Raw genomic sequence first — 20,757 nt, 5'->3', positions numbered from 1 at the left:
GCTTGGGCATGTCGCTTCTGGAAACACTGATTGTGTTATCGATCACGGCTCTGGTCATTGGCGTGGCCATCCCGTCCTTCAGACCACCGCCGCGCCATTTGGCCTTGCAGGAGGAACTTTCGCGCTTGGAAAGAGAAGCACTTGCAGTGCGTTTGCGCGCTATTCGGAGCGGCATTGCGCAGGTGTGGAAGCCCGACGTCCTTTTCTGTTCAAGCTCTCCAAACGACCGCGTCGTATACCTGTCGGACGGTTCCGCGCTAAGCGAGCCGTTTTGCATACGCCAGAAAGACACGACTTACTTCGTCACTGTATCTCCTTTGACAGGTCGCGTTCAGCTTGCGAACCACATGACGCCATGAGGTCGAACGCGAGCGGGTTTACTATTCTCGAAGTGCTGGTCGCGTTTGTGATCATGGCACTGGTCGTTTCGATGTTGTTGCCGGGACAGGGTGACATGTTCGCACGTGCGCAACGATCCAATGAACAATTGCTGGCTGGGGATGTCATGCAGTCGTTGGTGGCACTTGAACGTGCGACTGGCATGGATGCATCCGAAAGAACACTCGATCTGCCGCTGGGATGGCAGATGAGCAGGACGGTCCGCCCGCAGGTTTTCCACGATGTTTCTGGAACGACTGTGACATTCACCCTGCATGGCCAGTACCAGCGCTTGTTGGCTGAACGTACGATCTGGACACCGTCCCAATGATGCGCAGCCGCTCGGGCTTTACGTTGTTTGAGCTGCTGATTTCGTTGTTCCTGCTTGCTCTGGTCTCTGCCATTGTCGCATCCATAATGGGCTACTCGGTCCGCCTTTTGGATCGCAGCGATGACGTGCGTGAACGAGCGGAACAGATGCACCATCGGACTTTGCTGCGACAGTGGATCCAGCGTGCAGATCCAACCGAGGCAATGCAGTTTGTTGGCCGTCCGGACTCCATCATATTTCATGCCCGCAGCGACAACGCATTGGCCTGGCGCGCCGAAAGCTTCATTGTCGAATTGCGAACAGTATCTGGAAGGACAGAACTGCATTTACTGGATGGTGAAGAGAGTTTGGGTCAAGTTTTGCTGCTGTCTGAAGCGGAATTGCGTCTGAGCTACTATGGCGAATTGGCGGGCGAGGCCGGCTGGCATGACGGCTGGACCGGTCAAGACAGCCTGCCAACGCTCATCCGCATTGCCGGTGCCAACCCGCTGTTTTGGAATGATTTCGTTGAGATGACTCGCCTCTCCGCAGAATAGCTATTCAGGCACATCAGCGTCTTCGCCATCGCCGCCGGATACGCCGTCACGGCCAAGACTTGAGACAGCGAAATCATGATCCTGGGACGGGGCGTCGTAAATGTATGGCCGCCCCCAAGGATCAATGAGTGCATTCTTGGTCTCCAGATATGGCCCATTCCATCGACCCAGACCGGCAGGGCGATCATAGAGCGCGGACAAACCCTCCGCGCTCGATGGATAGCGACCGGCGTCGATGTAGAATAGCTGTAGGGCGTTGCGCAGTTGATCAATTTGCAATGCTGCCGTTTCAGTCTTTGCCCTGCCGAGATACCCGACCAAACGCGGACCGACGACAGCCGCAATCATCGCGATAATGGACAGTACAATAAGCACTTCGAGAATGGTCGCACCCGTACGGCTGCTCCACTGGCGCCGGTTGGCACTCCGAGTCATAAGTCACCTGTAATGTTGCGGAAGATCTATGCCTGCAATGTCTTGCAGAACAATCAGATGATCAAGCAAAACAATGGCCCTGGCGAGTGCTTTACGGGATCGCCATCTACAGTGACTATGGTGCCCACAGCCATGCAGCCGAGCTATGGTTGCGTGCCAATCGGACCTCCCCGGCAAGCCATCGCGCATCGTCACGGTTGACCCAAACCTGCACGAGCGTCCGACGTGGCTGGCTTGTAAACGCGTCTGGAACCGGCTTTGTCAGTTTGTCATGTTCTTCACCGGTACCCGTGATCATTTCCAAAACTTCACGCGGTGCATGCAGTGGTGAAATGCCTGGCCGACCAGAGCGCAGCGTCGCCAATTGCGACAACGGTTCAAGCTGATCAGGTGTTCCATCGATAACGCGCAAGAAAGCAGAAAGATCCTCTTCGGTTCCCGGATTGCGCCGCCAGTTTCGGAACTTTCTTTGTTGATCAGGGGACAAATCGAGGTGTTCCATCACCTTTGCTGACAACGCAGAATGCGCAGTCTTCAAGTCGATCAATCCCCCAACGTCCACGAGATCGATCCGGACGTTGGGGGACCCCGGCAATTCCAAATGCGCGGGCGTTTGTGCACCAAGCGCCAAGTCCATGACAAAGGCTACCGCATCACGAGACACAGCCTGACGTTCCTGAAGCTCAAAGGTCGCACGACTGCTTTGGTATTCAGCAAGCAGCGTTTTGCTGCTAAGCGAAGCGAGAAATGTCAGAACCATCAACGCCCCCAAGACAACAATCAGGGCATAGCCATTGCTTCTCCCGGTCTGAACGGGCCGAGGTGATTCACTCACAGCTTCTTGCTTCGCGACATCGGTCGATCCCCATCCTGATTGGTGTGTTGATTGTCGTGCATCTGCTTGCTTACGCAAGCGGTTTGAGGATGCTCGGCCCTTGGACCGGCACAATACTGATTTGGACCATCGGCGGATGCCTGATCTGGGCAAGTGTCGTCGACTTCATTCGGTTTGAAATTCCGAATTTTGCAACGTTGGGATTGACGTGCGCCGCGTTGTACTGGGTTGCAACGGACGCACGTGTACCGTGGCAGGATCATGTACTGGCCGCCGTATTCTGGCCAATCGCCTTTGAATTGATCCGTCGGGTTTTTCTTTGGAGATCGGGTTTCGACGGGCTTGGTTTCGGCGATGTGAAACTCATGGCGCCAATCGCTTTGTGTTGCGGCCTGATTGGCTCGGCGCAGGTGGTCTTGATCGCGGCCATGGCTGCCTTGGGCTTTGTGCTGATCAGCTCATTGTGGCGAGGGCGCGCCGCCATCCATGTGGCTTTGCCGTTCGGACCATTCTTGTGCTTCGCAGCTTGGGTGGTGTGGATTTCAACGCTTTGAGTTTTGACGAAGACGTGCTTTCTGAACCGGTATACAGGTCGGTGGATTTCCCGATGAAGAGGATCTGATCCATCCGAACTGCACACTAGCACGAGTGAAATTGGATGAGCGCCGCCTGCGCCGATTGCGAGCAGCCTGCGGACAGATCTGCTTTTGCCTATCCAGCCAGAGGTTACTGTGTCGCCGCGTCTCGCTTCCCGGTAAAATATTGGCACCGCATTTTTTGGCTGCACAGCAAAGGTTTGGGACCCACTTCACAACAATTTTTGCATTCTTTCAGCGTATTACCACGCATTGAGTCGAACCGGTGCGGGTGAAGTGAGCATGGCAGGCTCTTACGAACTCGCTGACGATCCGACGCGGGCGAGACTTGTCATAACCGATCGCGAGCGTAAGCGGTGGAAGCACGTCCGAGATCGGGCGCTCCACAACTTTCGCTCCGCAATAGGTATCGGACGTCAATGGCCGCATGTTGAGGATTGCGCAGCCACGCCCGGCCGCCACAAGGCTGCGGACCATCTCGGTGGAGTTTGCATACGCCACAATAGGTGCCTTGCGGGTGCTATCTGCAAACAGGCCCTCATAGTAGGATGCCGCGACGGGACGATCCAAAACGATCAAGGGTTCACGCGCGATTTGATCGATGGAGACTACCGGGGCCTGCGCAAGTGCGTGGCCGGCCGACAAGAGGCAATAGGGTGGCGCGACGATCAATGGGTCATATTCAATGGCCGGTTGGACATCTTCGGCAACAAACAGAATGACATCATATCTGCCGTTCTGCAGTCCGTCTTGCGCTTCATCGTTGTTGCATTCCTCGAATTTGAGCGTGACGCCGGCAGCGGACGGTAGGCAGGTTAACAGGGCCTGCGGTAAAAAGGCAGGCGCGATGGGGGCATAGTAGCCAACCCGCAGTACTCCACTCAGTGCCCGCTTGAGGTCGGTGCCTTCAACCAATAGGGCGCGATATTCTTCCAGCAACCGTTCGCATTTTTGCACGACTTGGCGGCCGCTGGCAGTTGCCCGTATCCCCCGCGCACGATGTCTGCTCACAAGGGTCAGATCAAACTCGGTCTCAACCTGATCAATCGCAGCCGAGACCGCCGAGGCGGCTATGTTCAATTCGGTGGCGGCCTTGGCGATGTTGCCGTGGCGCAGCGCAGTGGTGAAGTATTCCATTGCCTTAAGGGTAAGCGGCATCAAAACCTCTGATTTTCAGATGATGTATGTCATTAAATACTATTTTTCTGATCAGTGAAGGTGTGTCAGGATTTGTCGAGCTGTGCTTTAGATGAGACCTATGATGTCCGATGCCCCACTCAAAGGCTGGAACCACACGCCAAACGTACCGCTGCAGGTTTCACCATTTTTTAGTTGGCCGCCCCGTCCCGCAGCCATGCTGCTGTGGCTGTGGAATTCATGGTTTTTTCTGACGGAGCGGCTGATTATTGTCGGTATCGCTTTCGTAACATTCTACTGGTTCCAACCCCCTTTGGAAGAGACACGAACGCTTGCGTTTGGTTGGATCGCCGAGATGTTTGTGCGCAATGTCGTGTTGATGACATTGGTCGCCGGTGGACTGCACCTTTATTTCTACTCCTTCACCAAACAGGGTCGGGAACTGAAATATGACTCGCGCCCCCTTATGAAAAATGGGCGGCAGTTCACGCTAGGGGGGCAGATCCGAGATAACATTTTCTGGACACTCACCAGCGGTGTCACCGTCTGGACTGCCTACGAAGTGTTGATGTTCTGGGCCATGGCCAACGGGTACGCGCCCATGTTGACCTGGGCCGCTCATCCCGTCTGGTTTGTGGCTCTCTTTCTACTCATTCCGGTTTGGGAGAGCTTCTATTTTTACTGGATACACCGCTTTCTGCACATTCCGTTCTTCTACCGGCACGTACACGCGCTGCATCATCGCAACATCAATGTCGGCCCATGGTCTGGTATGGCGATGCATCCGGTCGAGCACCTGATCTTCCTTGGCTCTGTGCTGGTCCACTTTGTCGTGGCGGCCCATCCTGTCCATATCTTGTTCCACTTGCAGTACTATGCGTTGACCGCGGCCACGACCCACACAGGCTTTGAGGGCATGGTGATCAAGGACAAAAACCGTCTGAAGCTGGGCACGTTCCACCACCAAATGCACCACAGGTATTTCGAGTGTAACTATGGTTCGCTTGAGTTGCCTTGGGACAAGTGGTTCGGATCGTTTCATGATGGGACGGCTGAATCCGATGCCAAGATCCGCGAACGGCGCAAGAAATTCACCAATGGAACACGCTGATGCAGGTGTGCCGGGGAATATTGTAAATTCATTGTAGGCACAGCGGACGCTGCGTCTCAGAACGCAACTCAATCGGTCGCAAAGGATGCTAGTGTTTTGGCTGGTATCCGGGCTGCTGGATTTACCGAAGATGGTATCAAACAAGATTGCCAATTGCACGTCGCCGGAGGAGTGCTAACGGCTAGCACTATCTCGTGGGCACGGAAAAAGCGGCAAAAACGATCTATTTCCCAAACAACTTGGCAAGGGCGCCTATACAACTCTGGTGGGACCCGATAGACGCCGCTCGTTAACCCCGGATGCAGCGCCGCCCGCAAGTCTGCGAGGCGATGGCCTGTCCCAAGCAAAGAACCTCCGCCGTGAAAAAAACCATCGCAGATGCCCTTGCCCGAAAGGGTTATGATGCTTTGACCCCTGTTCAGCAGGCTGTCACTCAACCAGTGCTGGAAGGTCGTGACCTTCTGGTTTCCGCGCAAACCGGATCGGGTAAAACCGTAGGTTTTGGGTTGGCCATCGCGCCAGCGATGCTCGGCAGCGACGAGGTATTTCAAGCACCCGGTGCGCCGCTTGCCCTGGTGATCGCGCCAACACGGGAACTGGCAATGCAGGTCAAGCGTGAACTTGGCTGGCTCTACGCTGATGCAGGTGCCCGTCTGGCATCTTGCGTGGGTGGCATGGATATGCGTGACGAACGCCGCGCCCTTGCGCGTGGTGCGCATATCGTTGTTGCCACTCCGGGCCGTTTGCGTGATCACATCGTACGAGGGTCTATCGAGTTGACCCAGGTGCGTGCGGTCGTGCTGGATGAGGCCGACGAAATGCTGGACCTCGGATTTCGTGAAGATCTGGAATTCATTCTCGAGGAAACGCCACACGAACGACAGACCCTGCTGTTTTCAGCCACTGTACCGGCCGCCATTGCGCGACTTGCGCAAAACTATCAACGCGATGCGGAACGCGTATCGACCGTAGGTGAACACAAGCAGCATGCGGACATCGAATACCGTGCCATGATGGTCGCCGATCACGACGGCGAAAATGCAATTGTAAACGTGTTGCGGTTCTACGAGGCTCCGAATGCAATTGTCTTCTGCAACACCCGCGCGATGGTGTCGCGCTTGACTGCACGGCTGTCAAACCGTGGGTTTTCGGTCGTGGCATTGTCCGGTGAATTGACGCAAGGCGAGCGGTCCAATGCGCTGCAAGCGATGCGTGACGGGCGCGCAAGGGTCTGCGTGGCAACAGATGTGGCAGCGCGCGGGATCGATCTGCCCAATCTCGACCTGGTGGTTCATGCTGAACTGCCGAAGAGTCATGAAACTCTCTTGCACAGGTCCGGTCGCACAGGGCGTGCAGGTCGCAAGGGCGTGAGTGTGCTGGTGGTTGTCCCCCCTTCGCGGAAAAAGGCGGAACGTATTCTGAAATCTGCAAAACTGAGTGCCGAATGGGGCCCGGCGCCGTCTGCTGAGCAGGTGAATGAACGCGACGAGGCACGGATGCTGACCGATGATCACTGGCAGGCCGAAATTACCGGCAGCGAACGCGCGATGGTCGATCAATTGTTGAAGACCTTCACACCCGAGCAAGTGGCCGCTGCGTATTTGCGCCAATACAAAAAAGATCGTTCTGCTCCTGAAGAACTGGGATCAGTCCGGGTTGAGAAATCGAAGGCAGATTTCGGTCACAGCATTTGGTTTTCAGTATCGGAGGGACGAAACCAGAATGCTTCGCCACGTCATTTGCTGCCAATGTTGTGCAAAGCGGGAAACATCACGAAAGAAGACATCGGCGCAATTCGCATCGCTGACGATCTCTCTTACTTTGAAGTCCGGCATGCCGCCGTAGCCGGGTTCGTAGCAGCCATTGGCGCTGACATGCGGATCGAAGGATCAAAAGACATCATGCGCCTGGCTTCGGCACCGGATGTTCCGCACATGCGCTCACACAAAGCCCGCCGCGCGCCGAACGGCAAACCACATCATGGCAAAGCGGACGCTGGGTCGATTCATCGGAACGACGCGCTTGGTCCGCATCGCCGCAAGCCAAAGCCCTATGATCCGAGGTTTTCAAAGCCAACAGGTGAAACGCCTCAAGCGAACGACAAAGACGAGACAGTGCATTCAGCCCTGAAAAAACGCCAACCCTCTCCTTCGGACCCAAAAGGCACATCGAAAGCCAAGTCGACGTCGGGGACACGCAAGCAGTCCAACCAAGGTACGCGGAAGCCGAAGGGTCCTCCGCCCCCGAAAGGGAAGCCCACCAGCAAGAAAAACCGCGCGCGGGCCGCCGCAAAGATCGCAAAAGGCGGCAACGCCACACCCAAACGGCGAATGAAGTAGTTGCGCATGGCCCAAAGAAGTGCGCGACCGGCCCTTACCGCTCGAAGGCATTTTTAAGCGCCGGGTAGAGAGCAGTGTAGCGCGCATAGATTTCTTCATATGCCACAACCGCTTGGGGGTTTGGATCAATCACTCGACCAGGTTTGACCATTGCCTCTATGCCGTCGTCTATGGTGTCAAAGTGCCCTGCGCCATGCGCGGCAAGGATCGCGGATCCCAATGATGGACCATCGGTAGAAGCCGGAATTCGTAAAGGCATGCCCGCTGTATCTGCGTGGATCTGCATGAACAGATCGGAATTGGTCGCGCCACCGCCCGCGATCATCTCCGTGCCTTGATACCCACCCTTTGCGAAGGCATCGAGGATCGCCCGAGTGCCCATGGCGATTCCCTCCATCACGGCGCGAAAAACATGATGCGGCTCGTGCGCGAGTGTTAGTCCAGCAATCGCGCCCCGCGACTGTGCATCCGTATAGGGTGTGCGATTGCCCTGAAAGTGATCCTGTACGATCAGCCCATCCGAACCGGGTGACAGCTCTGCAGCTTTGCGGTTCATCGTTTCAAAATCCAGTTCACCACCCACGAAGCGACGTAGCCAATTGATGATGGAGCCCGTCGACGTTTGCCCGCCTTCGATTATGAACCGGTCCGGATACAGGATATCAGCATATGCCCCCCACATACCCGGAGCGTAAAATGGTTTTTCTGTTACGCCGAACTGCAAATGCGATGATCCCGTGATCAGGCAAAGCTGGCCTGGTTTCGAAACGCCCAGGCCGATCATTCCGATTAGCGCATCTGCCCCACCTTGCACCAGCTTGGTTCTGGTTGTCAGCCCAAGTGCTGCGGCGGCCTCGGCCGTCAAGTGGCCGACCACTTCACCAGGTGCTGCAACGCGGGCGGGCCATTTGTCGACCAGATCGGCCATATCCAGAGCTGAAACAAGGCTTTCCGCCCAACCGCCGTCGCGGTTCGCATAGTGCCAACGCAGGCCGACATTGTTTAGTGACGCGCAGCGTTCGCCGGTCAGTCGAAGGGTCAGATAGTCTTGATATTCGCAGATCGTCGCGGCAGCGGCGTAGATGTCCGGTTCATTGCGTTTGATCCAGAGCGCCTTGGGGATCATCCATTCAGCAGACACTGGCCCCGCCCCGTCGGAATTCAGCTTCAAACGTGCGTCACCCGTGGCCAGGACAGCCCCGGCTTCGTGGTCGGCGCGCACGTCCATCCACATGATGGCTGGTCGGAGTGGCTGACCCGCCGGATCCAAGGCGACAACTGTACAGCACGTGGTGGCATACGCCATCGCCTCGATCTGATTTCCGGACAGCCCTGCCTCTGCCAAACAAGCGCGCGTTGCTTTGCACAAACACGCCCACCAATGCTCCGGGTTTTGCTCTGCACGCGCACCGGGCGAAAAGACTGTCTCGTAAGCTTCCGCGTGCGAGGCGATACACGTCCCGCTCAAGTCATAGATCCGTGCGCGCAGGCTTTCCGTGCCGCCGTCTGCTGTCAGGAAATACGCCAAACCCGATCGTCTCCTTTGCGTCGTTTCATGGGCCCGTCATGATGGCTGCAACAGTTTCCGATGCATCCCAATGGGGCATATGTCCGGCATCAACCATGTGGCAGGCCACCCAAGGTGGCATATTAAATACTTGGCTGCGCGGGATAATCTGGTCGTTCAAACCAAAGATTGCAGTAGTCGGTAGATCACCTGCGAGAGTTCTCAGCGGCGCAATCGTATCAATTCGTTGAACATCTCCGCGCGCTATATCGTCAGCAAGCCCGGACAGGCGCGCGCCTTGCAGGCCGGCAGTCATGTCTTGTACATCCAACGCTTCGGCCTTGCGCCCCAACAGCCGCATGAGATGTGCTACTTCGCCAGCACTCTGCGCATGTGCCATGCCGCTTGTGAAAGCTCCGTTGATATTCAAACCGCATCCGGCGGGCGTGATCAGGGTCAAACGCGAAACGCGCGATCGCTCCCGCAAGGCCGCTTGAGCCGCCAGATAGCCCCCGAGTGAATGGCCGATCAAATGTACAGGCTCAGACAGGTTGGTCAGATCCTGAACAAGCCAATCCAACAAGGCATCCACGTTCGGAGCCTCTGCCTCATTGTTTCCGTGACCGGGCAAGTCAGGCGCTTTGGTTGTAACGCCGGCACGTTGAAGATGCGCACGCAGGGCGGCCCAATTCGATCCCAAACCCGCAAAGCCGTGAACGAAGTAATACGCACCAGTCTTTCTAGGCAAAGATCGCGTTCTCGCACCTATTCCAGAGATTTCTGCGCGGACATCGTCAGCTTCGATCCGGCCCCGTCGACCGCTGCCGGTGATCTTTATCAGATCAATGCCGCTCTGATACGCGATGCGTCGCGCCAACGGCGTCGCGCGCGGGCGGAGACTGTCTGATTTACGTCTTGCAATAATTTGTTTCTCGGGCTCGTGTTCCTCAACCATAGGTGTCTGATCTGGGATATCAGCGCCTTGGCCCCCGTCCCACGCATCCGCCGTTTCAATGACCGCAATCGGTGTGCCTACCTCTACAACATCACCTTGCGTCACCAGCGTTTCGATCAGCGTGCCGTCGCCAAGTGCCGGATACTCGACAAGCGTCTTGTCGGTCTCGACCTCCACCAACGGATCGCCGCGCTTGAAGCTGTTGCCGGGTTCGATGAGCCAAGCAGCAATGGTGCCTTCCTCCATTGTCTCCCCAAGACGCGGCATCGATATGGTGAGCTTGATCGCGTCGTTCATACGAACATTTTCTTTGCTGTTTCGATGATCAGCTCCGGCGTCGGCACCGAGTTGTTTTCCAACAGAGGTGAAACCGAAATCGGAATGTCCTCACCGGCCACACGCACGACCGGGTCCTCAAGGAAGTCAAAGCATTCTTCGGTGATCCGCGCTGCCAATTCCGCCGCGACACCGCAGGTCAAAACAGCCTCCGAAATCACCATCGCCTTTCCAGCGTTTTCAACCAAAGGGCGGATCGTTTCGAAGTCCAGCGGATTCAGTGTGCGCAAGTCGACCACGGCTGCCGAGATGTCGTGATCGGTCTGCAACGTTTGCGCCGCAGCCAGAGCATAGTGCACCTGCCGCGAATACGTCACCATCACAAGATCGTCGCCTTCACGCAGAACATTGGCCTGCCCCCATCCCACGGGTTCGGCATTTGGGTTCAATGGGGCCTTCATCGTGTAGAGGCTCTTGTGTTCGATAAACACAACGGGATCCGGTTGAGTCATCGCCTGACGCAACAGGTGATAGGCATCATCGACCGTTGCAGGCATCGCAAGTCGCAAACCGGGCGTGTGCATAACAAACGCTTCGAGGCTCTGACTATGCTGAGCGCCTGCGGACCTGCCCGTCCCGCCCTGGGTTCGCAGAACCATGGGCACACCGATCTGGCCTCCAAACATGTAGCGGATCTTGGCCGCTTGATTGGCCAACTGGTCCATCGTCATACCGATGAAGTCGACATACATCAGTTCAGCAACCGGTCGCAGGCCCGTCATTGCCGCGCCGACTGCCGTCCCGACAATTGCCGCTTCTGAAATCGGTGTATCGATGACTCTTTCGGGTCCAAACTCGGCTATCAAGTCCTTCGTTACGCCGTAAGCGCCACCGTATCGGCCCACCTCCTCACCCATGACAATGACGCTGTCGTCAAAAGACATGGCGTCACTCAAGGCCATGCGCAGTGCATCGCGATAGGTTGCTTCCTGCATCGCCATGCTTATCACCCCTGCGCCAGAACACGGTCGATGCGGGTGCGCACCGGTTCAGGCTCTGGCTGAGCCGCGTCATAGACATCGCGGAACATCGACGCCATCTGTGGCTCTTGACCAGCAACTGCAAAATCGATTGACGCATCCATTTCCACCGCCACTCTGGCATCCAGCGCATTGATGTCGGCCTCGGACATCAGACCGCTTGCCATCAACTTTCCGCGCGCATGGATTAACGGATCTTTCTTGCGTCCCTCTTCTTCTTCCGAGTCGGTGCGATAGGGAGACTTGTCTTTCCTTGCGTGGCCGTAAAAACGGTAGCAGTCGATGGCAAGGAATGCCGGCTTGCCTGATCGCGCACCATCAAGAAGTACGCCTGCCGCGTCGACGACTTCCTCGACATCCAGACCGTCCGCCGTCCTTGCAGCAAGGCCAAACGCCTCAGCGCGTTCGTGCAGGTTCGGATTGGCTGTGGCCTGATCAATCCTCGTGCCCATGCCATATTGATTGTTGATGCAAACAAACATGACAGGCAGGTTCCAGAGCGCGGCCATGTTCATGCTTTCGTAGAGAATGCCCTGCCCCGTCGCGCCATCGCCAAAAAAGGCCACGGATACCGCGCCGGACTGCGTATGCCGTGCAGACAGCCCTGCACCAACCACCGCTGGAATACCACCGCCGACAATGGCGTTGGCCCCGAGGTGGCCGAGGCCCATGTCAGCAATGTGCATCGAGCCGCCTTTGCCTTGGCAGTAACCGTTTTGTTTGCCTGCGATCTCTGCCATCATGCGGTTTGGATCGGCACCGCGCGCGAGAAAGATACCGTGGCCACGATGATGGGTGGTGAACGTATCTCCGTCGCGCATACTCGCACAAACCCCGACAGCTGCACTTTCTTCACCGATGGACAAATGCAGCATGGAGCCTGCGGATTGTCCGCGCACAAACAACTCCCCTACCCTTTCCTCGAATGTACGCACACGGCGCATCTCTTCGTACAGTTCCGGAAGCGTTGAGTTTTTCATACGCTTTGGCTCCCCATCAGATCAGACCGTACTGGCGCGCCTTGTTGCGCAGGAATGGCAGGCCGTTTCCCATTACTTCCGCTTCGCCAGACGCCACGGGTCGCCAGACCGACAAGCCAGAGGCGATTTCGGGCGGCATATTGACAAAACTCTCCATGGCGAGGCCGCCCTTGAAGCCCACTGCACGCAAGGCACCGAAGACCTCGTCCCAGGCAATTGTGCCGGCACCTGGCGTTCCCCGATCAGACTCCGACAGGTGGATGTAACGCAGGTGCTCACGGGCATCGACGATGCCCTGCGCAATACCTTTTTCCTCGATGTTCATGTGATAGGTGTCGAGATGCACAAACATGTTGTCCAAACCGATCCGTTCAATCATCTCGACCGCCTGCCAGCCGGTATTGAGCAAGTGCGTTTCGTACCGGTTGACGGGTTCGATCCCGAGCGGAAGCCCAAGCGATTTTGCGTGTTTCGCAGTGCGAACGAGTGCATCGGTCACGTTGTCCAGCTCGGCCGGCGTCGGTGGTTGGCCAGTGCGTTCCCCGATGCCGCCGTAGACCACGCCTGACAACGCTTCGGCACCAATGGCCGCGCATTTATCCAACGCAGTTGTCAGGAATTCGACCGCACCGTCGGGATTGTGTGACGCCCAAATCGGCTGCGGCAATCCAAGTGAACAGACTGCGCGCATCCCTGCCGCTTCCAGCACTTGGCGACTGTGTTTTACATCGACGCTTAGCGGGTCGAGAAGAGCAATCTCAAGAAAATCCATACCGTACGATTGGGCCTTCGCCACCGCCCGTTCACACCCTGCCGCATCCCAGGACATTGTCCACATGCTGGTATGGACACCAAAACCCTGCATTATGCGTCCTGCGACTCACTGGCTTCGAGCAGTGCGACGGCCAAACCTTCGTCGACCAACAGCTTCTTGACGAAACCAGCCCGCAGAACCGCCAGCGTGGCTGCCAGTTTTCCGGAGCCACCGGCCAAGAGTACGGTGTCCATTTCGGTCATATCTGTTGGCTGAACGCATGGTGTGCAGTGGTTCAGTTCAATATCCGCCACCGTCCCGTCCGCCTTGTAGAAGACGCCACAGCAATCTCCGACAACATCGGCATCGCGCAATTGCTGGATCTGCTCCGGGCTAAAGATGCCGCTTTCGAATAGGATCGCGCCCTCGCGACATTCGCCGACACTCATCAACGCATGGCTTGCCCCACGCGCTGCATCAAGCGCATCGCGCACAAGCCGTTGAGCCATGATATCTTCGCAGGCTAAAGCGCTGTCCGCTACGAACGGTGCGGGGAGTAAAATGGCGCGTCCGCCCGTCTGCGCCGCGAGCCGAACGCACACGTCGCCCGGTGCCGTGTGCGAGGCGTATGCAACTGACCCCATCAAAGATACGAACGTCATCCCGCTATTGCGAACACCGGTGAGATTGTCCGCCATTGCCGACAAAGTGCGCCCCCAACCGACCCCAACCGTGATGGCACCTTCCGAGCTCGCGATGCGTGTCAAGTATCCACTGGCTAAAATCGCCACCGCATTGCGCGCCAGTTCGTCGTCATTCATCACGGCACCTACTGGCGCAACTTGGGCTTCTTGTAGGTCGAAGACCTTGGTCAAGCGATCCGCAAGCGCCAGCGTTCCGGCCGTCCGATGCTCAACCGTGATGCGAACCAGCCCCTGCTCGCGAGCATCGGCAAGCATGCGGAGGACTTTGAAACGGGACACGCCCAGCCGTTTGCTGACCTCCTGCTGGCTGAGATTCCCGACGTAGTACAGCCAAGCCACCTGCGCGATGTCGTCATCAGCCTGGCGTTTTTGCATGAGCATGGCGCGAAAGGGCTCCCGAGTTACCTGCGACAAAATGGCTTGACCTTGCGTTAGTCAATTATATAGTCACAAACGTGCAGTCAATGCACAAGTGTTACACGCTTGGGTATTTCAGATTCACTTCTGTCGATTAACCCTTTGCGATGTCACATTTTTCTGCCGGTCTTGCGAAAAACGTTTGTGCCGGACAATGGTCCGCAATGCGGGCATAGGGAGGAAAAATTGATGAAAATGAAGTTCAGATTACTCTCCGGTGCGGTCCTCGCGTCTACCGCACTTTTCAGTACGCAGGTGGTTGCTGACGGCCACTCAAAGGACATTGCCACAGTGGTCAAGATCGCGGGTATCCAGTGGTTCAACCGCATGGAAGAGGGCGTAAAAAAGTTCGCCGACGAAAGCGGCATGAACGCTTTTCAGGTCGGGCCCGCGCAAGCCGACCCACAGCAGCAGGTTGCACTGATTGAAGATATGATTGCCCAGGGCGTGGACGCTCTGGCTGTTGTGCCAATGTCACCCGAAGCACTGGAGCCGGTTTTGGGACGCGCAATGGATGCAGGTATCGCTGTCATTACGCACGAGGCCGCAGCACAGCAGAACACAGCGTACGATCTCGAGGCGTTCGTCAACGAGGACTTCGGCGCAAACCTCATGGAACAGCTTGCGACCTGCATGGGTGGCGAAGGTGAATATGCGGTTTTCGTTGGCTCGCTTACGTCGCAAACGCACAATCAATGGGTGGATGGTGCAATCGCCCATCAGGAAGCCAACTATCCAAACATGACCCTCGTCGGGGACAAGAACGAAACCTTCGACGACGCGGAACAGGCCTACACAAAGGCGCAGGAAGTGCTGCGCGCTTTCCCGAGCATCAAGGGAATGCAAGGATCAGCCTCAACAGATGTCGCTGGCATCGGTCGCGCGATTGAAGAGCGCGGGATGGAAGACGGCACATGCGTGTTCGGTACATCTTTGCCATCCATTGCTGGGCAATATCTCGAAACTGGTGCTGTCGACGGCATCGGCTTCTGGGATCCTGCCGTCGCAGGTGAAGCGATGAACAAACTCGCGGTCATGGTGATGAACGGCGAGGATGTTACCGACGGTATGGATCTTGGCTTGCCGGGATACGAGAGTATCTCACTGGATGGCAAAGTGATCTACGGCCAGGCCTGGGTAAACGTGAGCGCCGAGAATATGGGCGACTATCCGTTCTGATCCGACGATCCAAGGAGCGGCCCAGTGGGCTGCTCCTTGTTTCTCTGTACACACAATTTGAGTTGGTCGTTCATGTCTTCAGACTGCGGCAGCGCCTTTATAGATCTCCGCGCAATCACCAAGAGATATGCAGGAGTCACAGCGCTTGATTGCGTCGATTTCACGGTTCAGCCGGGTGAAGCAGTTTGTCTGGCCGGTGAAAACGGATCGGGCAAATCGACACTTATCAAAATCATTTCGGGCGTTGAGCCCGCCACCGAAGGCACCATTCACATCGCTGGAGAAGAGCGCACGGTGTTGAACCCCCGCATATCTGCCGCGGCCGGGGTTATGGTGATTTTTCAGGATTTTTCGCTGTTTCCAAACTTGAGTGTTGCAGAGAACATTTCCTTCGCGACTCAACTTTCGCAGCATGAACGTTTCTATAAATCAGGTGCGACACGTGACATCGCACGCAAAGCGCTTGACCGGATCGGGGTCGAAATTGATCTCGATGCTCGGGTCGAGGCTCTGCCCGTCGCTCAGAAACAACTCGTCGCAATCTGCCGCGCACTCGCGTCGCAAGCGCGGCTGATTATCATGGACGAACCGACGACCGCACTTACGGAAAAGGAGGTGCGACGCCTGCAGAGCATCATCCGCATGCTCAAGGACGAGGGCGTTGCGGTGATCTTCGTAAGTCACAAACTGGCCGAGGTTCTCGAGGTTTCGGAGAGAGTTGTAGTGCTGCGCAACGGCAAGAAGGTCGCCGAAGGGCCGGCAAAGGATTTCGACACCCAATCTCTAACCTATCACATGACAGGTCGTGATGTGCCCGAGGTGCCGCCGAGCGATGTGACGGCGGGAGCCGAAACGCTCATGCAGGTAAAGAGGCTGACAAAAGCGGACTCGTTCTCAGACATCACATTCGACCTGAAAGTCGGAGAGGTTCTTGGCATCACCGGCCTTTTGGGCAGCGGACGCACCTCGGTTGCCAAGGCTCTGTTTGGTCTCGTGGCTCCGGACGAAGGTACGATTGCAGTTGATGGTAAGCCGGTGCCAACAGGCGACCCGCAAGCTGCGTCGCAGGCGCGTATTGGCTATGTCCCCGAGGACCGGCTGACAGAGGGCCTGTTCCTCAGCCAATCCATTCTGCACAACGTTGCGGTAGGACGGTTGGATACGCACAGCAATCGCGGTCTCCTGGACATGGGCAACTTGGCTGGCGAAGCGTCTGAATGGCTGACGAAACTCAAAGTCAAAGCGCCCGATGTGCACGCGCCAGTTCAGTCACTGTCCGGCGGAAACCAGCAGCGCGTCGCATTGGCGCGCTGGCTGTCACGCGCACCGCGGGTCCTGATCCTGAATGGACCCAGCGTGGGCGTTGATGTTGGGTCGAAGGCGGATATCCACGATATCATTCGTAACCTAGCCACTCAGGGCATCGGCATTATCGTCATTTCCGACGATCTGCCAGAATTGCTTGCCACCTGCCACCGCATCCTGGTCATGCGGGACGGAAAGATTATTGACAATCTCGACGGCAAGTCCGTGACCGAAGACGATCTTGCACACAGGTTGGCCTCATGAACGGCTGGCTGCCCAAGGATATCTGGACGCGCAACGAAACGTTGGTTGCAGGTGTGATCGTTTTGTTCTGTGTCGTCGCGACGCTCTCCGATCCACGGTTTTTCACAATCACCACGGTATCCGATCTTCTGCGGGCGTCGATCGTCATCGGCATCTTGGCCGTCGGCGCCATGCTGGTGCTTGTATCCGGCGGTATCGACGTCAGTTTCACCGCCATCGCCGTCTTTGCGATGTATTCCTCGACAGTTCTCTTCCTTGCTGTATGGCCCGAGGCGCCGTGGCCGCTCATCTTTGCCATATCCATCGTCTTCGGCGCCATTTTGGGAGCGATAAATGGCTATTTCATCGCCTTCCTTGGCCTCCCGACGTTGATCGTAACGCTTGGCACACTTTCGATTTTTCGGGGCTTCCTCCTGACATTCATCGGCTCGCAGCGTATCTCCGCTCTGCCCCCTTCGATGCGGGACTTCTCACGCGGGGTGCTGGCGCGTGGCACCACGGAAGCAGGAAATTTCTATTCCATCCCTTGGGCCGCCCTTGCGTTGCTTTTCGTGATTATAGCGACTTGGTTTATCTTGAAGAAAACGATGCTCGGCCGGTCAATTTATGCCATCGGCGGATCGGTCGAAAGCGCACGGCGCATCGGGATCAATGTCAAGTGGACGCAATTTTTCGTCTATGTGTACGTTGGCGCACTCGCCGGGCTTGCAGGGATCATACACGGGTCGGTTGGACGTATGGCCGACCCATTTTCCCTTGTCGGTCTCGAGCTGTCCGTGATCGCTGCGGTTGTTCTGGGCGGTGCGCGACTGATCGGAGGCTATGGCACTCTGACCGGTACGCTTCTCGGCGTAGCTCTCATCGTGATCGTTCAGAACAGCTTGATCGTGATCGGCATTCCAACCACCTGGCAATCGGTCACCATCGGCATCCTGATCCTTTTGGGGACGGGCGTACCGGCCTACCGCGCCAAGCGGGCCGCGGCACGCGCAGGATGAAGGCAAAATGAAGCAACACACGACACCTCGCGACATAACCGCTGCACCGGAATTCCGTTTGTTCCTGATTGCAGCCTTGGTCTTTGGCCTGATGTCGGTGCTGTCACCAGACAGGTTCCTGTCATCGCAGAACCTGACATCAATGGCATTTCAGTTCCCCGAGTTCGCCATCCTTGCTCTGGCGATGGCCATCACCATGATGACAGGCGGCATCGACCTGTCTGTGGTAGGCGTGGCGAACCTTTCGGCCGTGGTAGCTGCGCTGATCCTCACGCATTTTTCGGACCCGTCGATGCCTGCATCACAATCTGCTGTTTGGCTTTGCGTTGCCATTGCAGTGGCCATGGCCATTGGCGCGGTCGCCGGGCTGTTGAATGGAGCACTTGTCGCCTTTTTCGGCTTACCACCCATCTTGGCAACACTTGGGTCGGGCTTGGTCTTCACTGGCTTTGCGATCGCAATGACGGGTGGCAGTGCGGTCATGGGATTCCCGGCAACTGTCGCGCTGATCGGAAATGCGCAGGTCCTTGGCGTCCCTGTGCCATTGATCCTATTTGCGCTTCTTGCCTGCATATTGCACCTGCTTCTGACACGCACAGCATTCGGTTTGCGTGTGACAATGTACGGTGCGAACCCGCTGGCAGCGCTTTATGCCGCCATCGACATCAACCGGATGCTGCTCAAAGTCTACGTGATTGCGGGAATGTTTTCGTCCGTGGCAGGTCTGATCATCATGAGCCGCGCGAATTCGGCCAAGGCGGACTACGGCTCGTCCTACCTGTTGCTGGCAGTCCTGATAGCGGTCTTGGGCGGCGTAAACCCTTACGGCGGGTATGGCCGTGTGATTGGCGTGGTTCTTGCCGTGCTGTCCATGCAATTTCTGTCGAGCGGTTTGAACATGCTGCAGGTGTCGAACTTCGCACGCGAATTGATCTGGGGCGTTTTGCTGATCCTGGTCATGGTCATCAACACACACGCCATCACGGCGCTACGACGCAGCGCCAAGCCTGCATCCTGACCTTTGGGAGGACAAGATGAAGAAGATACTGAACAGCCCGGACGCCTATGTCGACGAAATGCTGGCAGGCCTGATTGCCGCGCATTCCGAGCACTACCAAATGTACGGGGACAGCGGCAAAGTGGTTGCGCGCGCAAAGCCGGGCAAGCCTGGGAAGGTCGGTATCGTCACGGGTGGTGGATCGGGTCACCTGCCGGTGTTCACCGGTTACGTCGGCCAAGGGTTGCTGGATGCTTGCGCCGTCGGCGACGTTTTTGCCTCTCCGTCCGCTGAGCAGATGGCCGACGCGATCCGAGTGGCCGACAATGGCGCTGGTGTCTTGCGCCTCTACGGAAATTACGGCGGAGACGTGATGAATTTCGATATGGCAGGTGAACTGGTCGAGTTCGAAGACATCACCTGTTCTACGGTGCTGCTCGCGGATGACGTCGCCTCTGCCCCGCCGGACGAAGCCGAAAAGCGTCGTGGCGTTGCCGGTATGGTATATGCGTTCAAGATTGCGGGAGCCGCCGCCGAAGAAGAGCGTGACCTTGCTGCTGTCACCGCCGTGGCTCAGAAAGCCGCGGATGCATGCCGCTCGATCGGGGCCGCCTTGTCACCCTGCACCGTACCGCAAGCGGGCAAGCCCACTTTCGAGATCGCGGATGACGAAATGGAGATGGGCATGGGCATCCACGGTGAGCCCGGCGTGTGGCGCGGCAAACTGCAATCCGCCGATGAGATCGCCAACGAAATGATGGATCGTCTCCTGGCCGACATGCCATTGGCCAATGGTGACCGGGTGTCGGTCCTGGTCAATTCACTCGGGGCAACGCCACCCGAGGAGTTGTACATCCTCTACCGCATCGTCAAAGAGCGTCTCGACGCAACGGGCGCGCGGATCATCATGCCACTGGTGGGCCGATACGCCACGTCTATGGAAATGAGCGGTGTATCGTTCACGTTGTGCAAACTGGATGACGAGTTGGAGCGTTTGCTAAGGGCCCCGTGCGACTGCGCGTTCTGGAGGGTTGGATGACCATCACCCACAACGGGCTGCTGTCTGCCATCGACCGTATCGCAGCAGCGATGGAACGGGATTTCGACATGCTCAATGCAGCGGACGGTGCCTTGGGCGATGGTGATCTGGGTGTCACCATGACCCGGGGAATGCGCGCGATCAGCGAAACGAAGGACGATTTGCCCGAGGACATCGGTATGGCACTGTTCCAATGTGCACAGGCTTTCACCAAGTCGTCGGGATCGTCTTACGGCACCTTGGTCGCCACGGGCTTGATGTCTGCGGCGAAAACATTGCGAGGCAAGGACCATATCGACCCCGAGGACATGTCTGGCCTGATCGCGGGTGCACGAGACAAGATGCAAGAGCGCGGCAAGGCGGCCCTTGGCGGCAAGACAGTGCTCGACAGTCTGGACTACCTGGCAAAGGCCTTGGCGAGTGCCGAAAACAAGGCAACGGCTGCTGCACAGGCAGTGGATACCGCACTCAAGGACTTCCGCGACAAACCCGCAACGGCGGGCCGGGCCCGCATTTTTGGCGACAAGAGTATCGGTATGGATGATCCCGGCATGTTAGCAATGCAATCGGTCGTGAAGGCGGCCGTGGCACGACATTGAAGCATCACAACTGCCAACGGTCATCAAGAAAACCTGGCCGAGACG

21 protein-coding genes are annotated in these 20,757 nt (G+C 57.0%); 12 read left to right on the top strand and 9 right to left on the bottom strand.

Annotation, left to right across the window (positions count from 1 at the left end; genetic code table 11):
• Positions 1-8: 8 nt before the first annotated feature.
• From KUV51_RS18130 to KUV51_RS18120, 3 genes are read left to right on the top strand one after another with little or no spacing between them, the layout of a single operon-like run.
• Positions 9-359: a Tfp pilus assembly protein FimT/FimU gene (locus KUV51_RS18130; protein WP_222522861.1), complete on the top strand. Its 351-nt coding sequence runs from the start codon at positions 9-11 to the stop codon at positions 357-359.
• Positions 356-709: a type II secretion system protein gene (locus tag KUV51_RS18125; RefSeq protein WP_222522860.1), complete on the top strand. Its 354-nt coding sequence runs from the start codon at positions 356-358 to the stop codon at positions 707-709. Before KUV51_RS18130 ends, KUV51_RS18125 begins: the two co-directional genes overlap by 4 nt.
• Complete coding sequence (locus tag KUV51_RS18120) at positions 706-1,245, top strand: prepilin-type N-terminal cleavage/methylation domain-containing protein (protein WP_222522859.1); 540 nt, start codon at positions 706-708, stop codon at positions 1,243-1,245. The genes KUV51_RS18125 and KUV51_RS18120 overlap by 4 nt, the downstream gene beginning before the upstream one ends.
• On the opposite strand, the gene gspG is transcribed toward KUV51_RS18120, so the two are convergent.
• A complete protein-coding gene (gspG, locus tag KUV51_RS18115; RefSeq protein ID WP_222522858.1) occupies positions 1,246-1,680 on the bottom strand; it encodes a type II secretion system major pseudopilin GspG in 435 nt (144 codons plus the stop codon).
• A gap of 115 nt (positions 1,681-1,795) precedes the next feature.
• Positions 1,796-2,440 (bottom strand): hypothetical protein, encoded by a 645-nt coding sequence (locus tag KUV51_RS18110; protein WP_222522857.1) that lies wholly within the window; start codon positions 2,438-2,440, stop codon positions 1,796-1,798.
• 164 nt (positions 2,441-2,604) lie between these two features.
• Between KUV51_RS18110 and KUV51_RS18105 the strand changes: the two genes are divergently transcribed.
• Complete coding sequence (locus KUV51_RS18105; RefSeq protein ID WP_222522856.1) at positions 2,605-3,069, top strand: prepilin peptidase; 465 nt, start codon at positions 2,605-2,607, stop codon at positions 3,067-3,069.
• 276 nt (positions 3,070-3,345) lie between these two features.
• Here KUV51_RS18105 and KUV51_RS18100 read toward each other — a convergent pair whose 3' ends face one another.
• A complete protein-coding gene (locus KUV51_RS18100) occupies positions 3,346-4,248 on the bottom strand; it encodes a LysR family transcriptional regulator (protein WP_261385916.1) in 903 nt (300 codons plus the stop codon).
• Positions 4,249-4,372: 124 nt separating this feature from the next.
• On the opposite strand from KUV51_RS18100, the gene KUV51_RS18095 reads away from it, so the two are divergent.
• Entirely contained in the window at positions 4,373-5,359 is a 987-nt protein-coding gene (locus tag KUV51_RS18095; RefSeq protein WP_222523070.1) for a sterol desaturase family protein, read from the top strand.
• A gap of 329 nt (positions 5,360-5,688) precedes the next feature.
• Complete coding sequence (locus KUV51_RS18090) at positions 5,689-7,698, top strand: DEAD/DEAH box helicase (RefSeq protein WP_261385939.1); 2,010 nt, start codon at positions 5,689-5,691, stop codon at positions 7,696-7,698.
• A 34-nt stretch (positions 7,699-7,732) separates the two neighbouring features.
• On the opposite strand, the gene KUV51_RS18085 is transcribed toward KUV51_RS18090, so the two are convergent.
• From KUV51_RS18085 to KUV51_RS18060, 6 genes are read right to left on the bottom strand one after another with little or no spacing between them, the layout of a single operon-like run.
• On the bottom strand, positions 7,733-9,226 hold the full coding sequence (locus tag KUV51_RS18085) for an FGGY-family carbohydrate kinase (RefSeq protein ID WP_222522854.1): 1,494 nt from the start codon (positions 9,224-9,226) through the stop codon (positions 7,733-7,735).
• A 25-nt stretch (positions 9,227-9,251) separates the two neighbouring features.
• Positions 9,252-10,457, bottom strand: a complete 1,206-nt coding sequence (locus tag KUV51_RS18080) for an acetoin dehydrogenase dihydrolipoyllysine-residue acetyltransferase subunit (protein ID WP_222522853.1) — start codon at positions 10,455-10,457, stop codon at positions 9,252-9,254.
• The gene (locus KUV51_RS18075; protein ID WP_222522852.1) at positions 10,454-11,437 is read right to left on the bottom strand and encodes an alpha-ketoacid dehydrogenase subunit beta; all 984 of its coding nucleotides are present in this window, start codon (positions 11,435-11,437) and stop codon (positions 10,454-10,456) included. The genes KUV51_RS18080 and KUV51_RS18075 overlap by 4 nt, the downstream gene beginning before the upstream one ends.
• A gap of 5 nt (positions 11,438-11,442) precedes the next feature.
• Positions 11,443-12,456, bottom strand: a complete 1,014-nt coding sequence (locus tag KUV51_RS18070) for a thiamine pyrophosphate-dependent dehydrogenase E1 component subunit alpha (RefSeq protein WP_222522851.1) — start codon at positions 12,454-12,456, stop codon at positions 11,443-11,445.
• A 16-nt stretch (positions 12,457-12,472) separates the two neighbouring features.
• Positions 12,473-13,285, bottom strand: a complete 813-nt coding sequence (locus tag KUV51_RS18065) for a sugar phosphate isomerase/epimerase family protein (protein WP_261385915.1) — start codon at positions 13,283-13,285, stop codon at positions 12,473-12,475.
• A gap of 35 nt (positions 13,286-13,320) precedes the next feature.
• On the bottom strand, positions 13,321-14,289 hold the full coding sequence (locus tag KUV51_RS18060; protein WP_261385914.1) for a sugar-binding transcriptional regulator: 969 nt from the start codon (positions 14,287-14,289) through the stop codon (positions 13,321-13,323).
• 108 nt (positions 14,290-14,397) lie between these two features.
• Between KUV51_RS18060 and KUV51_RS18055 the strand changes: the two genes are divergently transcribed.
• The 6 genes from KUV51_RS18055 (at position 14,398) to KUV51_RS18030 (ending at position 20,712) form a co-directional block, all read left to right on the top strand.
• Positions 14,398-15,510, top strand: a complete 1,113-nt coding sequence (locus tag KUV51_RS18055) for an autoinducer 2 ABC transporter substrate-binding protein (RefSeq protein ID WP_261385913.1) — start codon at positions 14,398-14,400, stop codon at positions 15,508-15,510.
• Between the two features lie 72 nt (positions 15,511-15,582).
• Entirely contained in the window at positions 15,583-17,079 is a 1,497-nt protein-coding gene (locus tag KUV51_RS18050) for a sugar ABC transporter ATP-binding protein (protein ID WP_222522848.1), read from the top strand.
• Positions 17,076-18,077, top strand: a complete 1,002-nt coding sequence (locus tag KUV51_RS18045; protein WP_222522847.1) for an ABC transporter permease — start codon at positions 17,076-17,078, stop codon at positions 18,075-18,077. The genes KUV51_RS18050 and KUV51_RS18045 overlap by 4 nt, the downstream gene beginning before the upstream one ends.
• Positions 18,078-18,084: 7 nt before the next feature.
• Positions 18,085-19,095 carry an ABC transporter permease gene (locus tag KUV51_RS18040; RefSeq protein ID WP_222522846.1) on the top strand — a complete coding sequence of 337 codons (1,011 nt, stop codon included), beginning with the start codon at positions 18,085-18,087 and terminating at the stop codon, positions 19,093-19,095.
• A 16-nt stretch (positions 19,096-19,111) separates the two neighbouring features.
• The gene (locus tag KUV51_RS18035) at positions 19,112-20,113 is read left to right on the top strand and encodes a dihydroxyacetone kinase subunit DhaK (RefSeq protein WP_222522845.1); all 1,002 of its coding nucleotides are present in this window, start codon (positions 19,112-19,114) and stop codon (positions 20,111-20,113) included.
• Positions 20,110-20,712 (top strand): dihydroxyacetone kinase subunit L, encoded by a 603-nt coding sequence (locus tag KUV51_RS18030; RefSeq protein ID WP_222522844.1) that lies wholly within the window; start codon positions 20,110-20,112, stop codon positions 20,710-20,712. Before KUV51_RS18035 ends, KUV51_RS18030 begins: the two co-directional genes overlap by 4 nt.
• The last annotated feature ends 45 nt before the right edge of the window (positions 20,713-20,757 follow it).

It is taken from the genome of Tateyamaria omphalii (genome assembly GCF_019802125.1).
GTDB classification, from domain to species: Bacteria; Pseudomonadota; Alphaproteobacteria; order Rhodobacterales; family Rhodobacteraceae; genus Tateyamaria; species Tateyamaria omphalii_B.
Note: the sequence above shows the minus strand (reverse complement) of the source record. Positions and strands in the feature narration are given on the sequence as shown.